The 15,429-nt window shown below is 49.5% G+C and carries 11 protein-coding genes; 6 read left to right on the forward strand and 5 right to left on the reverse strand.

Annotated features, from left to right (window positions below; translation table 11 throughout):
* Window positions 1-5: 5 nt before the first annotated feature.
* On the reverse strand, window positions 6-1,262 hold the full coding sequence (locus SYK_RS08715; protein ID WP_281763198.1) for an ABC transporter substrate-binding protein: 1,257 nt from the start codon (window positions 1,260-1,262) through the stop codon (window positions 6-8).
* A 282-nt stretch (window positions 1,263-1,544) separates the two neighbouring features.
* Between SYK_RS08715 and SYK_RS08720 the strand changes: the two genes are divergently transcribed.
* From SYK_RS08720 to SYK_RS08730, 3 genes are all read left to right on the forward strand, one after another.
* A complete protein-coding gene (locus tag SYK_RS08720; RefSeq protein WP_281763199.1) occupies window positions 1,545-4,370 on the forward strand; it encodes an SIS domain-containing protein in 2,826 nt (941 codons plus the stop codon).
* A gap of 277 nt (window positions 4,371-4,647) precedes the next feature.
* Complete coding sequence (locus tag SYK_RS08725) at window positions 4,648-4,839, forward strand: hypothetical protein (RefSeq protein ID WP_281763200.1); 192 nt, start codon at window positions 4,648-4,650, stop codon at window positions 4,837-4,839.
* Between the two features lie 259 nt (window positions 4,840-5,098).
* Window positions 5,099-5,491, forward strand: a complete 393-nt coding sequence (locus SYK_RS08730) for a DUF2721 domain-containing protein (protein WP_281763201.1) — start codon at window positions 5,099-5,101, stop codon at window positions 5,489-5,491.
* Window positions 5,492-5,548: 57 nt separating this feature from the next.
* On the opposite strand, the gene SYK_RS08735 is transcribed toward SYK_RS08730, so the two are convergent.
* Complete coding sequence (locus SYK_RS08735) at window positions 5,549-6,091, reverse strand: hypothetical protein (RefSeq protein WP_281763202.1); 543 nt, start codon at window positions 6,089-6,091, stop codon at window positions 5,549-5,551.
* A gap of 213 nt (window positions 6,092-6,304) precedes the next feature.
* Between SYK_RS08735 and SYK_RS08740 the strand changes: the two genes are divergently transcribed.
* Window positions 6,305-7,582 carry a cyclic di-GMP phosphodiesterase gene (locus tag SYK_RS08740; RefSeq protein ID WP_281763203.1) on the forward strand — a complete coding sequence of 426 codons (1,278 nt, stop codon included), beginning with the start codon at window positions 6,305-6,307 and terminating at the stop codon, window positions 7,580-7,582.
* 827 nt (window positions 7,583-8,409) lie between these two features.
* On the opposite strand, the gene SYK_RS08745 is transcribed toward SYK_RS08740, so the two are convergent.
* The 3 genes from SYK_RS08745 to SYK_RS08755 all read right to left on the reverse strand — a co-directional run bounded on the left by SYK_RS08745 (window position 8,410) and on the right by SYK_RS08755 (window position 12,547).
* Window positions 8,410-10,824, reverse strand: a complete 2,415-nt coding sequence (locus SYK_RS08745) for an acetate--CoA ligase family protein (protein WP_281763204.1) — start codon at window positions 10,822-10,824, stop codon at window positions 8,410-8,412.
* A gap of 65 nt (window positions 10,825-10,889) precedes the next feature.
* Window positions 10,890-11,675 (reverse strand): substrate-binding periplasmic protein, encoded by a 786-nt coding sequence (locus SYK_RS08750; protein WP_281763205.1) that lies wholly within the window; start codon window positions 11,673-11,675, stop codon window positions 10,890-10,892.
* 53 nt (window positions 11,676-11,728) lie between these two features.
* Window positions 11,729-12,547: a nitroreductase family protein gene (locus SYK_RS08755; protein WP_281763206.1), complete on the reverse strand. Its 819-nt coding sequence runs from the start codon at window positions 12,545-12,547 to the stop codon at window positions 11,729-11,731.
* Window positions 12,548-12,705: 158 nt separating this feature from the next.
* On the opposite strand from SYK_RS08755, the gene SYK_RS08760 reads away from it, so the two are divergent.
* Entirely contained in the window at window positions 12,706-13,482 is a 777-nt protein-coding gene (locus SYK_RS08760; protein ID WP_281763207.1) for a substrate-binding periplasmic protein, read from the forward strand.
* Window positions 13,483-13,643: 161 nt separating this feature from the next.
* On the forward strand, window positions 13,644-15,419 hold the full coding sequence (locus SYK_RS08765; RefSeq protein ID WP_281763208.1) for a glutamine--tRNA ligase/YqeY domain fusion protein: 1,776 nt from the start codon (window positions 13,644-13,646) through the stop codon (window positions 15,417-15,419).
* The last annotated feature ends 10 nt before the right edge of the window (window positions 15,420-15,429 follow it).

Below are 15,429 nucleotides of genomic sequence, written 5' to 3' on the forward strand. Positions count from 1 at the left end.
TCCCTTTATTTGCGCCATGACTGCCATAGTCCCTCATCAAGGGGCACAAACTTACCATCCCTGACCGTTGTAAAATACACTTTATCCAGCCCTTGGTGATTGCCGGGGCTAAAATTAACGGGAGCATTTATTCCGAGGTCGGCATTTCGGATAAACTCGGCGGCCCACCGGATCCCTGATGTCGGGACTTCTTCATATGAAGCAAGGATACGGGCCATGGCCTTGGCATTGAGAAACCCTTCAAAACTCGTAAAACTGTACTTGAGCGGCAGGTATGATTCAACCGTCAAAGGTGGCGGAGAAGGAGCATAACGATCCATATATTCCCGGTATTCCCTGACAGCGGGCAGACTCAAATCTTCATAACTGGGAACAATCTGCGTATTCACAAGATTTTTGGTGTAGTCACGCCCAGACTTGGCCCCTACTTTTTCCAACAAAACAAGAAGATTTTCGCTGCCCACAAATGAAACATTGGCTATCGGGACATCAAGTCCCATGTCGCGGGCATCGCGAATAAAGGCTGCACACGCAGCATAGGAACCAATGGACAGCACGACATCCGGCTTGGATCGCAGGAGGATATCCACCTGCCGTTTCATGGAGTCCTCAAAACGCGCACCCCTTCTATACGTTGCCTCGCCAGCCAAAAACCGATTCCGGGCAGCCAAAGCCTTACGGGTTCCATCCCAACCACTCCGACCATAAGCATCAGCTTGATAAAAAACAGCAATCCGAGTTCTTCCACTGTCCAAAAATCTGTTTACCAAACCGTCAAGCTCGTCCACATAGGAAGCTCGAAGGTTGAAGACATAACTTCTGTATGGCTGTTGCCGCTGCGGTTCCGCACCCGTAAACGGAAAAAACAAGAGTTTCTGATGCCCCTTATATCCCTTTAGCAGAGGTAAAATACGCGTCACCGTCGGCGTTCCCACGTAATTGAAAAGGCACAGGATATCATCATCCTCAAGAAATTTTATCGTGTTCTCAATGGCGGGATCAGGTTGATACCCATCATCGAGAGGGACGATATTCACATGATGGCCATTGATTCCGCCGGATTCATTGAGAAAAGCAAAATAAGCCATGGAGCCTCGATACAGCTCCACACCCAACCCTTTACTCGGACCGTTAAAGGCAGCGGACATGCCCAACAAAAAGTTTTCGCCCGCCCATGCCATCGGCTTTCCGGCCTGAAAAAGAATCAGTCCCGAAATAAAAAGAAGGAAGAACAGTGCACCGCGTATTCTTTTTTCAATCATACAACTATCGATTATTAGTACTATTTATATCAAAAGACTCTAAAATAGGCGCAGACCATAGCAGCATGTTAGAGTGTTGAAAAGTTGGTTATAATCTTAAAAATAAACACTCTTTTTGCCTTCAGTGCAAAACACCGACAAGACAAGGCTCTCCAAACTTGCCAAGCCCTGCCATGTGCAGTAATTCAACTACCGCGCACCCGGTTTCACCAACCTTATGCAAAGGTCCGGCACGGAAAAGCGCCTCACGACGACAACCATCCATCAGGAGAATAGACCGCCATGTGTGGTATCGCCAGTTTTCTCAGCAACAGACAATGGCTCAACACGCCGGACACCGGCTGGCTCACCGAACTTGAAACCGCTTTCACTGAAGCGAGCACAAGTACCGACCTTATGCAGGCAGCAGCCCCATTGGGCGTACTGGCCGATCATTTTTACGACCTCATGGCCTTTGGCCTACACATGCAACTGGTGGGCAACCAACAAATTCACACCAGCTTGAGTTCCATCCGAGACATTATACGGAACATGCGCAACGCCGCAGCAGTCAAGCTGGAACAAGGACCACGCACCGACGCCCTTGAAGGACTGCACGAAACCCTGGACGACTACCTTTGGCAGATCGACCGGGAAGTCCTCGGTAACATGCAAGACACACTGGCAATCATGCCTGAAAATATCGCTGAAAAAACCAACGCTCGCGACCGTCACTTCTTGGCCTGGGGCACCGAACAGGTATTGCAGTCCATCGACAAGCTCGAAGTACGAGGACGCGATTCTGCAGGTGTGGCCGTAGCCTTTATCCTCCCCAAAGGGATAAACCCGGAACAAGCGCTAAGTACGACGCAAAAAGACGAACTCCAAAAGCGTTGCTCCATCAATAACGCCGACACACGCCAAGTGTTGGTCCGCACACTCCCTGACGGACGCACGGCATGTCGCTTCCTGTACAAAGTGGCTCAGCTTGTTGGTCAGCTCGGCGACAATGGCGCTGCCCTGCGCGAATTCATCACCAACGATGATCTACTTTGGAACATGGCTGAAGGGCTGGAAACCCTAAATATCATCGCCCACACCCGCTGGGCTTCCAACGGCATCATTTCAGTCCCCAACTGCCACCCTGTCGATGGTCTCGTTGAAGGAGATGTCTCCACCGGTCTGGAAAAGACCATGTTCGTGCTGAACGGAGATGTGGACAACTACCGGACTCTGGTTGAAGAAACCGTAACCAGCAAAGGCGCATTCATTCCGCCTGTTATCTCCACAGACGCCAAAATTCTCCCTGTTCTTTTTCATCTCGGCGCGACTGAAGACGGCGATGCCGAAACACGGTTCCGTAGCGTACTCAAACAATGCGAAGGATCGCTTGCCGTAGTCATGCAAAACCTGAGTGACTTCGACTCCCAATTCCTGGCCCAGAAAGGGTCCGGTCAGTCGTTTTACGTCGGCAACACTCAGGACGGCTGGCTGGTTGCATCCGAAGCGTACGGAATGGCAGCCCGAGCACGAAGTTCTTATCCCATAGCCGTCCATCAGCAGGGCGGTGTCTCTGTTATTCTTCGCGACTCCGATGCGGTTGGCAGCATCCCCGTTGCCCGTTATCTCGACTCCGGCGACTCTGTTGAATTAGCCGAAGAAAAAATTGAGATCTTCTCCAGAGATATTTTCCGGGGGGAATACACCCACTATATCGAGAAGGAAATCCACGAGGCTTCAGATTCCGTCCGCAATACCTTGCACGGCAAATACCTGCGTAAGAACAACGCCATCGAATTCCTGCCCGAAGGTTTCGGTAACGGTCCAGACTTGGTCAAACGGTTCAAGGACACAACGACACCTATCAAGCGCATAATTTGCGTTGGTCAGGGAACAGCAGCCGTGGCAGCCATGGCCGTGGCCCAACTTCTGCGCCGCACATTGGCCGGAACTGGCCTGTCCGTGGAATCCTATACAGGATCAGAACTGATCGGTTTTATGGGCAAAGACCGTATGAACGATGTATTCCTGATCCCCGTTTCCCAGAGTGGAACAACCACGGATACCAACCGCGTTGTGGACCTTTGTCGCGATCAGGGCGCGTGGGTCAACTGCATTGTCAACCGACGCAACTCACCTCTGGTCCAAAAATCAGACTCTTATATCTACACATCAAATGGGCGTGACGTGGAAATGGCAGTGGCCTCCACCAAGGCGTTCTATTCACAAATTGCGGCTGGAAAATTGCTCTCCCTGTGGCTGGCAGACGTACTCGATTCCATGGACGCCGGGGCTATCCTCACCGAAATTGAAGCGCTTGAAGACCTACCCGACAAAATCGATCAGGTACTCGCCAACAAAGATGCCATAGGTGAAGTGGCGAAGAAATTCGCCCCGGTCCACCGATATTGGGCATTGGTAGGCAACGGTGCCAACTGCGTTGCGGCTCAGGAAGTGCGCATCAAGCTCTCTGAACTATGCTACAAGTCCATCCCCTGCGATGTGACCGAAGACAAAAAGCATATCGATCTGTCCACCGAGCCACTGACCCTAGTCATGGCTTCCGACCTGCCTGAAATGGTCGCCATGGACACAGTCAAGGAAACCACCATATTCAAAGCACACAACGGGTCACCCATTGTATTCTGTGCCGAAGACGAGACCCGATTTGACGGCATTGCCGAAGCCACCATCAAGGTGCCACGTGTCGGCGGCGGTCTGGACTTCGTGCTGGAAACCGTGGCTGGACACTGGTGGGGTGTCATGGCGGCCAAAGCAATCGATGCCCATGCCGAACCGTTCCGTAAAGCACGGATTGTTCTCGGCGAAATGATCGCAGATCCCAATAAATGGGACCGCAAAACCCTGCTCGTCCAGCTCAACAAATGCATTGACCGTATCGCATCCGGTGCCACGGATTCGGCTCTGCCTGCCCGTGTGACCGCAGGACTCGCCAACTATATGCTCTGGCTCGTCAATCAGTCCGCCGACATCCTCGTGTCAGAAGCACGACTGACAGACATCCTGACCGTGCTGAACAAAGCCATCGAAGAAATGACCCGCCCCATCGACACCATCCGTCACCAGGCCAAAACTGTCACGGTTGGTATCAGCAGGCCTCAAGGATAGCACCTGTATAGATGAGTAATAAAATTGTTAAGTAAGGCCGCTTCTGGTGATCACGTTAAGTGCTCTCACCAAAAGCGGCTTTTCTTATTACCGATCAGAAAAACAAATAGAGTCACATTCGTGTAGCTGTAATGATGGGCCGCACTTTATCAATCTGAAAAGATAGAACATCTACGAAATCTTAGATCCTTATTACAATAGCACTTGCATTTGATAATGAAAGTCGATATCAATTGCTTGTCGCGAGTCATTAAGCCCTCAAAGAAGGGAGTAGAAAATGGCAAAAGCGGTATTTAACGATAAAAAAAATGGAGTTACCATGACATTCAGAACCAGTATCAACAGCAATGGCAATCCGAAAGATTTCCTAAAGCGTGGACTCAAGTCAATGTTCCCTAATTACGAAGAAGAAAAAAAAAATCCGCCCGTAGAGACTGACGAAACCAAAAGAATTAAAGAATCGTCCTAAGGAATACACGGAACGGGAATAAGCATGAAGGGATTCCCACAGCTAAGAGGTGAGCATTAATAATCAAGACAAAAAGCTCGCTTGCATCGCTGAACACCATGTAGAGCAGGCATTTTTGAGGACAAAGGATTCGGGTACACTTTCTGAACCAAATACGATAAAACTGAGCCATACTAACGACACAGGGTTCAGCCATTGTGCCCACCAAGTAAACGTCCTTTGACTATTCGCGCCACGCGCTCTCTCTGGGAGAACTTTCATGCAAATATCCGTGACCACGCCGGCTCTACTTTTCCCGGCCATATCGCTTTTCATGCTCGCTTTTACCAACCGCTTCCTGTCATTAGGAAGCCGTATCCGCAACCTGCATGATCAATATAGGGATTCAAAAGATGACTCCATTCGTGAACAGATCGAGAACCTGCGGGTACGAGTTCACATGATCCGCCACATGCAGGGCTTCGGAGTCATGTCCATGCTTGCCTGCATATTTTCCATGGTTTCCATTTTTCAAGACTGGATGCTCGCAGGACAATTCCTTTTTGGTACCAGTCTACTTTTTCTCATCATTTCACTTATCATCTCTTTTCTGGAAATCCGCATTTCCATAGAAGCCCTAAATATTTTGCTCAAAGATATGGAGCAGAAATAGCGCAAAAAAAAGCCCCGGAAACAACTCCGGGGCCTTTGAAATTTCTAAAAACTGACGCTAAATATACAACGTCTTAAAATTCTGTTCTACATCAGGGAACTTTTTGAAATCCTTGTATTCACGCGCAGCCTTCGCCATATAAGAAACCATCTGCTTCACAAGCCTGTCACGCTTGACCTTTCGATTCCATGACCGGACCTCACAGTTACCGTTGGTTTCCAATGCCAATGACCAAGCCATTTCGGTATTCTTCTTGATTACCTCTGTTCCACCCTTGACATCCAACGTCAATATGACTTGAACAAATGTGTCGCGGTGCAAATCCACGGCCTTGTTGATAGTGGAAATTTCGGCCTTGGTAAGCCGCAAATTTTCCAACCCGACTGATCCCCTGACAGAAACCAAACCGGATAATCCACTGCCGGGTACCTGCATCCGGGTAAGAAGCCCCACCTTAAAAACAACTACTCCGATAAGTAGCACGAAAAAGACCGTGATCGAACCAACAACAAAAGGCCTTCGTGCCTGAGAACTCTTGGAAGCCATCACAATACCGCCTAAAAAACCAATATTCCCGGATAGAAAGAATGTGGAAAACATATTCCAACAGAAATTATTTAAATCATTTTGATATACTTTGCAAATGATATCTCTGCCCCCCTTCAGTGACAGCGTATCAACCTCGTTCATGAACTATACACATAAGAGGGAAACGTATGCCAACGCTTGAAGATGTATGCAGATGGTCATTTATCTACGCCAAAGTGAAAGCTATTGTATGTTATTGACTGATGCGGTAAAATCACCCGCATAATGGTGAACAAAAACAATACAGAATACAGAATCCCCGTAAGCCAACTCAGGCCAGGGGTTTTCATCAGACTGGAAAAAACAAACTGGTTTGATCATCCTTTTTTGTTCAGCAACTTCAAAATCAAAGACCAAAAACAAGTCGCGCTCATCCGAAAACTGGGAATCTCCCATGTGATCTGCATCCCGGAAAAGAGCGACGTTCTGCCCCTCAAACCGACTGAGAAGACTCCTCCGCAACCTGATATTGATAAAGAACTCTCTCAGGAAGTCATCGACCACCTGTGGGAAATTAAAAATGAACGGACAGTCCGTCTTCGACAAAAAAAAGAACACATCGCGCTGTGTGAAAAACGCTTCGCTGTCTGCATCAAGGCTTTCAACTCCATCCTCAAGGGCGTTCTCGGCGGCAACATCCAATCCCTGCAAGAATCTATTGGATTTGTGGACAGGTTAACCGATTATTTCCTGAACGATCGAGAATCCACGCTGCACTTGATGCACGTCATGAGTAAGGAAGAGGCTACTTACTCCCACCCCATGAATGTCGCTGTACTCGCCATGATCGTGGGCAAAGAAGCCGGGGTGACCGAAGGCGAAATGACCGCTCTCGGCCTGGGCGCACTCTTCCACGATATCGGCAAGGACCGCATCCCAAAAAAAATCTTGAAAAAGCGTGGAGAACTGACCCGGCCCGAACAGGAAATAATGGAGCAGCATCCCGCATTCGGGGCAGGATTACTGGCTGATATTGATCTTTTCCCACAAGGTGTTGTGACTATAGTGGCCCAGCATCACGAATGTATGGACGGTTCAGGATACCCTGAGGGACTTCACGGGAATGACATTGACAGACTCGCCCGTATCGTGGCTATCGCAGACGCTTACGATAACCATTGCAACCATGCCAACCCCATGAACTCCATGACTCCGTACCTTGCCCTGTCCTACATGTTTGGTCACCAAAAACACATTTATGATGTGGAGCACCTGGCCCTGTTCATCCGCTGTCTGGGCGTATACCCACCGGGCACAGTCGTCGAGTTGTCAAACGGCGACATCGGCATGGTCATGGCTGTGAATCCGAAGAACCAGCTCAACCCAAGCGTTATGTTATATGATCCCGACGTTCCCAAAAAAGAAGCCCTCATCGTTGATCTAGCGGACGAACCAGACCTCAAGGTCGAAAAATCCATCCGATTGGCTCAACTGTCTCAGGAAGCACACGACTATCTTTCACCCAGAGCAAAAATCACCTACTACGTCGACCCGACACAATAAGCTTTTTTCATGTGGGCTGTTGCCCTTTTGAGGAAGCCATTGCTCTTTTTTTGGGGAGCGTTGCGCATTCGCGATAAAGAGTTACTCATTATCGTTACAAAGGTTTCGCCTTTACGGCGACCTGCTTTTTTTTGAGGCAAAAAAAAGGAGGCAAAAAACGCCTTCTTCGTTGTGATCCTGATCTCGAACCCAAGAGCCTGTACGCGGCTCCACAGCCCGACAGGATTGTCTGTGACACAGAATCGATCGGGCTACGCTCCGCCACGCTGAACAGGCTCTAAGGCCCGCTATCAACTGTTCGTCGCTATAAGAACTTTTTCGTTGTAGGTGCCCACCTTTGATTCAGGTTCTTCGATAACCATAAAGGGCCTTGGGGTGTATAACACCCCAACACAGCTCTCCCTCCGAAGACGCACATTTCTTCCTCCCAAACGAAAACGGAACCCAGCCCTTGATCGGCGGCTTAGAAGCTGACCAATCGAAGGAGGCGGCTCTTGTAAGGGAATCTGATGATTTTATCTTAAACTGATAAATGAGGGGGGGGGGAGAAAGGACTTATGCTTTTGACAGGATGGAACCGACTCGATTGGATCAGATTCTTGCCGCCGATCATGGGGGCGGCCAAGCTCGTGAGCCGAGTTTTTTGGTTCTTTTTGGGGCGGCTCAGCCAAAAAGATCCGCCGCCCGCGCAGGGCATGGAAAGCCTTGGGTGCTTCAGCACCCAACAATGACTCTCGCTAAAGCCGCATATTCCAATAAAAAAGGCCGCTTCAAGCGGCCATCCTTATTTCTTTTTTTCCCTCGCAAAGACTCAAGCACCTACTCCTTCAAACTCGCTGTCGAAGCGCCCCCGCATTCAACCGCCCTTCAATATACTGAGCAAGCGCGGCCACCGCCAAATCCGAAGTACGGAACGTACACAACCCAACTCCCTTGAGACGATCTTCAAGCGCATCATACTGCCGCCCGCCATCAACAACACCGATAACCGGCGTATCAAGCGTCGGCAAAAGCTCTGCCAATAAAGCAGCAATGGATCGTTCATCATCCATGGTCAGCGGAGTATCAGGATCAGCCAAAGTCCGCATGACTGGCGACATCGGGTCCAACCCCGCCACCACGGCATCAACATTCGGTCCTTCAGCCAAAATACGTATGGCATCAGCATGAACCTGATCATTGGAACCGGGCGTAATATCAAGCGGATTAGTCACTGTAACCAACGAATCAAGTCGATTTTTCACGAAAAGTTCATTCAAAGCCGCTTGGGTCTTTTTTGAAAGCGGGGCTAACTCCATACGATAGTCGTCCGACTGAATGGAATCAGCCATACCAACGGCCTCGAAACCAGCGCCAGACATAGCGGCCAGCCGATTACCACGAATGACCTTGTCGTGAAGTCGTTCCGCCAACATAAACAGGTTCTCAAATTGAGTGAAAGATTGGGCGACAATAGCCCCGGCCTGACGCACACAGGATTCACAGACGGGATAATCACCTGCCAATGATGCCGTATGTCCACTGGTTGCGGATTTTCCCTCAGGGGTACGTCCCGCCTTGTAAAAGACAACGTCCTTTCCTGCCAATACAGCTCGACGAACTGACCGACAAAACGCCAGTCCGTCCATGTCGTTAAAACCTTCGGCATAAACCGCGATTACATCCACGGCATCCGAGTCTGCAAAGTGGGCTACCATGTCGCCAAGTGTCAAATCTGTCTGGTTCCCCATGGAAATCATATATGACGGGTTGAGCTCAGGACATTGAGACAACCGAGTCAGCATAAATGCACCCGACTGGGAAATAAACGCAGCCCTATGCGGAGACCCTTTCAATTCAGGCAGCTTTTCTTCCGGGATGAACCATGTATCATAGTTGCCGGGACGCGATACCACGCCCATGCAATTGCCACCGAGAAAAACGGGACCGGTTCCCTGAGCATGGGCCGCGTTGATCTTTGCTATCACTTCGGCGGCACGTTCCTTGCTTTCTTCGGTTTCACCCATGCCACCGGGAATCAGCATCACACCATTGGCGACATCCAGCTCCACAAGTTCATCGACCAATGCCGGAACCTGTTGCGCACTCACAGCCACCACAAACAAATCAAGCTTACGATCAAGGGACGCAAGATCAGACACGCAAACTACGCCGTCGATTGCATCGACGCCCGGACGAATGATCCGCACATCATTCTTTGCAAATCCGGCTTCAAGCACATTGTTAAGAATGATCCGTCCAAAATTCATACGAGAGGCAGAGACACCAATGATGCCGATGGTCTTCGGATGCAACAACGAAGCGATCTTGTCCACAGGCCTCGGCGCAGGTACTGAGCCGGGGCGAGAAAACCGACACATACCGTCCAATGGCACCATGAGATAATCCGCGTAGGCAAACGGATTAATTTCCAACTCCTCAATATGAAACGGTGCGTCTGGATTTTGCGGCGAGTAGTGGTTGGCCATATCAATAAATGAAGAAAAGCACTCGACAAGCTGCTCATCGGTGACAATACGCCGCTGGCCACGCGTCAACCCAGCCAATTTTTTGTAGGACAAGGTCTTCTTGAACAATTGAAAAAACTGCTCACCGTTGGTCATGGCCGTAGAACACAAGGTGACAGCCTGTCCTTTCCTGAATCGCTCGGCATATATTTCAGTATCAGTCCCGCCAAGACCCGCCCCTAAAACAGCACCAAACTCTCTCGTCTTTCGAATCCCGACAATAAGCTCATTGCCAAATTCCTTGGAATCCGGCTCCATGAACTGGACCATAAGTACGCCGCGCACATCACGGGCAACGGCCTGTATCAACGACTCACCTTCAAGCCCTTGGTAGTGATCCGGGGCTGTTGAAGACTGGCGTTCAAGAAAAGCCACATAATTTTCAGGGACTTCATACAGCATACGACGCCAAGCAGAACGGATGGCATCCGGAGAATTTTCCACGACACGCACGCCACCGACTTCAGTCTTGTGTACTATAGTGGGTGAAACAATCTTGAGCACCACCTTGTCACCGGTCAGACTCGATAGGGTCGCGTCATCAGGCCGAGCGCCCCGCTCCAAGAGCACACACTTAGGCGGTGTTTCAGCGCCAGATTCCTTAAGCAAATCATAGACTTCGTACTCGAAAAGACTATCCCGCCCTTCGGCGTGAGCCTCTTCAAACAACGCATTAATGGCGTCATAATTAACCGCCACCTGCACGGACCCAAATGCAAAATGAGAATCTGCCACTCCATAACTCCCTGAACTTATCTATAAAAAACGAGGATTTCTCCTCGTAAAAAACCTTGCCGACCCTATTCCGACTCAATCCCTGCATACCGTTGAACAATCACGTCATATGCACCGTTTTTATGCAACGACCTCAATCCGCGATTAAAGGCATCACAAAGTTCGCGATCCTTAAAAGAAAGGTTGCGTGGAGATGGTGGAAATATCGAGAAAAATTGGACATCCTGCTTTATATCAATATCTTCTGACGCAGAACCACTGAGCAATTTTTTGCGCCAGTAAAGAAATATTCGTTTATCCGAAACCACGACCTGTACTCTCCCGGAATATAACATACGAACCTGAAGCGATTGATCGGCCAATTCTTTATACTGTAAATTTTCGGTAGCCATGGCAGCATATTCAGAACCGAGGTACTTGACCGCATTATTAAAACTCAAAACCACTTTATCTTTAAGATCGTTAATGGATTGAAGGTTAAACCCTGAGCGTTTCATAGCCACTGCGTAATTCTGATAGACAAGGGTCACATCCGAATCAAAAGATTCCAAACCGGACTCGTAAGACATATCATACGTAGCATTCGTCGCCACGCAATCAACCATGCTGTCCGCAAAGGCAACCGGCAATCGCAACTTCGGTAAATACATGAATTGTGTATTCATACCGACCGCTGCAAACGACTCACGAATAATATCAACCTCCAGCCCTGCATGCTCCTCTTTGATCACATAAGGAGGCAATGAAAACCCGATACCAACCGTAACATCACGAGCGTGTGCGATTCCGACCATTACACTGGCCGCGACAAACACAACAAGACACCATGAAAACAAGCGGACGCATTGCATGCAGGCTTCCTTACACAGTGAAGGCACAGAAAGTTCAACTTTCACAAAAAACACTAGATCCACCGCACAGTCGGTTCCGGCCTCGGAGGAATGAACGATAAGCTTCTAACAGGTCTACCAAGAAGCAATGCGCCATACACAGCACAATCTTCCGGCACGCCAAGAAGGTCAGTCACCTTACGATCATATGTTGCCGCCGCAATCACATACCCACACCAACACCCACCAAGTCCGACTGATGAAGCGGCCAAATCCAGATAGGTAACAGCGACAACCGCATCCTCACGCGGCATAATTCCCTTTTGCGGACCATAAGCTACAGCAAGAGCTGGGGCATTCCGACAAACAAGATCGAGACCATTGTCCCACGCACGGACAATACCGGGTAAATGCAACCTGCCTGAAACCGCAGTCTCCCCTTCGGCCTCTCTCCGCATCCAATCCACCACGGAGTTGGCGACCAATGCGACTTTCTCTGGAGAATCAGCCACAGCCCACCGAGTTGGTCGGGCGTTATGAGCTGATGGACAGTATTCAGCAGTCTGAAGCAAAGATATAAGCATTGCCCGGCTCACAGGGGTCTCCTTGAAAGTGCGTACGGATCGACGCGCCCTGAGAAACTGTTCGCCTTGCGCCTGAGATATCCGCAAATCCTTTCTCTGTCGCACGGCTTCTGTCGGGAACCTTTCCAAAGCAATGGCCCCGGTAGGGCACACTGCCACACAATGCCCACACTCCAGACAGTACGCCTGTTTTTTTTCGTGTGGTACTGGCAACGCCCCGTTTTCAAAAACAATACATCCAGCGGGACATTCGGCGGCACAGAGTCCGTCCTTTATACATTTCTCAGAATTTATAGTGAACAAAGGCATTGGTTCTCCAGTGTCTATTTATTTGGAAAATGAATTGTACAGACAATTAAATTACGCAACCTAACGACAAGGGTCAACACACTCTCTCTATGCTCATTCCTTGCATAGAAAGACCTTACACCTTTGCAGAAAGGCTCTTTTTCAGTTAATGCAATTTTATGAAATTCCTATTGTGTAACATTGTGACATGCATTCTTCTCCTTTCAGCACTGCCATGTTTCGCGGATGAAACATTTCATGAAAAAAAAGAAGTCATTGTTGTTGTGAGTCACTATCCACCATGGAAAATCATCGAAGAAGACAACTTCAAGGGGATCGATATCGAATTAACAAGGACCTTGCTTCTTGAAGTCGGATATACGCCGCGCTTCATCGGCTGCCCCTGGATTCGCGGCATAAAAATGCTTGAAAATGGTGAGGCTGATCTTATCAGCGGCATTCTCAAACGATCTGACCGCGAAAAAACTATGACTTTTCTTGAACCTCCATACAAAACAAAATCAAGCAAGGCCTTCTTCATCCACAAGGACGGAATGGATATAGCTAACTATGAAGATCTCGACGGGAAAATTCTCGGCGTCCAACGAGGTGCCAAGTATTTTGAACGGTTCGACAACGACATCACATTGAACAAACAAATCATCCACAACAACGAACTCAACTTCAAAAAACTCGTGACGGGCCGAATTGATGCCCTCATTGTCACGGAAAGCATCGGCGATTATCTGGCTGCGGAAATGAATTTGAACCACATCGTAAAAAAAGCATCCTTCCGTCACGATAAATCCGTTCCGGTATATTTCGCCATTTCCAAAAAATCCCGGTTGATATCTATAAGCAAAGAACTCATGGCCGCCACAAAACGACTCAAAGAAAACGGAGAATTCGACCGAATCATTAATTCGTTCTTCGAAAAGTTACACGCTCCACACTAGGTCCTGATCATTCCAAGAGTCACTCTGTGGACAATTCACGACACGTTGACCGCCCTGCCGATTTCCCGTATTTCCTGACCCGTCAGGATAATCACTGACGTTTCCGTTTCAAATACGATATATAATCCGTCTACGGATCACTCTATACCACGAGGTTTTTCATGAGCACCAAGGCCGATGTCCCGGAAAAAGGCAAAGACTTCATTCGTCAGATTATCGAAAAAGACAACGAAACAGGTAAATACGGAAGCCGGGTGCATACAAGGTTCCCCCCGGAACCCAATGGGTACCTGCATATCGGTCACGCCAAGTCTATCTGCCTGAACTTCGGTGTTGCCCGAGACTACGATGGCAAGTGCAATCTTCGTTTCGACGACACCAATCCGGTAAAAGAAGATATAGAATACGTTGATTCCATCCGCGAAGACGTAGAATGGCTCGGTTTCAAGTGGGACGCCAACCCGTTTGCTTCCGACAATTTCGAGAAGCTCTATTTCATCGCTGAGCTGTTTATCAAGATGGGCAAAGCGTATGTGGATCACCAGTCCGCCGAAGAAATTCGCGAAAACCGAGGCACTCTCAAAGAACCGGGCACCAATTCCCCGTATCGCGACCGCACCGTGGAAGAAAATCTTTCCCTGTTCCGCGCCATGAAGGCGGGCGAACTGGAAGATGGCGAGTGTATCCTGCGTGGCAAGATTGACATGACCGCAGCAAACTTCATGCTCCGCGACCCGGCCCTGTACCGTATCAAACATGCCGATCATCACCGCACTGGCGACACGTGGTGTATATACCCTATGTATGACTTCACCCATGGTCTGTCCGACGCCATCGAAGGGATCACCCATTCTATCTGTACCTTGGAGTTCGAAAACAACCGTCCGGTATACGACTGGTGTGTGAACACCCTCATGGAAGGCCTCAAACAGCCTGAACTGTTCGGTGAGAATGCTGCCATCTACGAAGAATTGGCAGCCCTGCCTGGATTCAACCAACGTCCGTGGCAGTATGAATTCGCTCGTTTGAACATCACCGGTACCGTGCTCTCCAAACGCAAGCTCATCCAGCTCGTGCAGGAAGACTATGTTTCGGGATGGGACGACCCCCGCATGCCAACTATTTCCGGCTTCCGCAGACGCGGCTTCACCCCGGAATCCATCCGCGACTTCTGTGACCGTATCGGTGTTGCAAAAGCTGACTCCACGGTGGAATACGCCCTGCTGGAGTACTGCCTGCGCCAGGACCTGAACGACCGCGCCGCTCGCTATATGGGTGTAGTTGATCCGGTCAAACTCGTCATTGAAAATTACCCCGAAGATCAAGTGGACGAATTCGAAATAGCTCTCCACCCGGAATACGAATCCTACGGCAAACGCAAAGTTCCTTTCACTAAAGAATTGTGGATCGAACGGGCTGACTTCATGGAAGACCCGCCGAAGAAATTTTTCCGCATGGGCCCGGACCGGGAAGTTCGTCTGCGCGGTGCTTATTACGTCTTGTGCACAGGATACGATACTGACGCAGACGGCAACGTCACGGAAATCCGCGCCACTTACGACCCCGAAACCAAAGGCGGATGGCTGGAAGGTGGCCGCAAGGTCAAGGGAACAATGCACTGGGTTTCCGCCACCAAGGGCATCAAAGCCGAGGTGCGCAACTACTCTAACCTGTTCAGCATAGATAATCCCAACGCACCGGAAGAAGGCAAAACTTTCGTGGATTACGTTGACCCTGATTCTCTTGAAGTCCTGAGCGAATGTTACGTGGAACCGGCTCTGGCAAAAATGCAGCCGGGCACAAACTTCCAATTTGAACGCACTGGATATTTCTGCTCGGACTCCAAAGACCACAAACCTGGTGAAAAACTGGTCTTCAACCGGACCGCCACCCTGCGCGACTCCTGGGCTAAAATCCAAAAACAGATAGGGAAATAATCGGCCCCAC

The organism is Pseudodesulfovibrio nedwellii, from assembly GCF_027923765.1.
In the GTDB taxonomy this organism is placed as follows: domain Bacteria; phylum Desulfobacterota; class Desulfovibrionia; order Desulfovibrionales; family Desulfovibrionaceae; genus Pseudodesulfovibrio; species Pseudodesulfovibrio nedwellii.

Bases quoted from the DNA above. Each gene is read 5' to 3' on its own strand.
- SYK_RS08715 (WP_281763198.1), bottom strand. From the start codon at position 1,262: ATGATTGAAAAAAGAATACGCGGTGCACTGTTCTTCCTTCTTTTTATT.
- SYK_RS08720 (WP_281763199.1), top strand. From the start codon at position 1,545: ATGTGTGGTATCGCCAGTTTTCTCAGCAACAGACAATGGCTCAACACG.
- SYK_RS08725 (WP_281763200.1), top strand. From the start codon at position 4,648: ATGGCAAAAGCGGTATTTAACGATAAAAAAAATGGAGTTACCATGACA.
- SYK_RS08730 (WP_281763201.1), top strand. From the start codon at position 5,099: ATGCAAATATCCGTGACCACGCCGGCTCTACTTTTCCCGGCCATATCG.
- SYK_RS08735 (WP_281763202.1), bottom strand. From the start codon at position 6,091: ATGTTTTCCACATTCTTTCTATCCGGGAATATTGGTTTTTTAGGCGGT.
- SYK_RS08740 (WP_281763203.1), top strand. From the start codon at position 6,305: ATGGTGAACAAAAACAATACAGAATACAGAATCCCCGTAAGCCAACTC.
- SYK_RS08750 (WP_281763205.1), bottom strand. From the start codon at position 11,675: ATGCAATGCGTCCGCTTGTTTTCATGGTGTCTTGTTGTGTTTGTCGCG.
- SYK_RS08755 (WP_281763206.1), bottom strand. From the start codon at position 12,547: ATGCCTTTGTTCACTATAAATTCTGAGAAATGTATAAAGGACGGACTC.
- SYK_RS08760 (WP_281763207.1), top strand. From the start codon at position 12,706: ATGAAATTCCTATTGTGTAACATTGTGACATGCATTCTTCTCCTTTCA.
- SYK_RS08765 (WP_281763208.1), top strand. From the start codon at position 13,644: ATGAGCACCAAGGCCGATGTCCCGGAAAAAGGCAAAGACTTCATTCGT.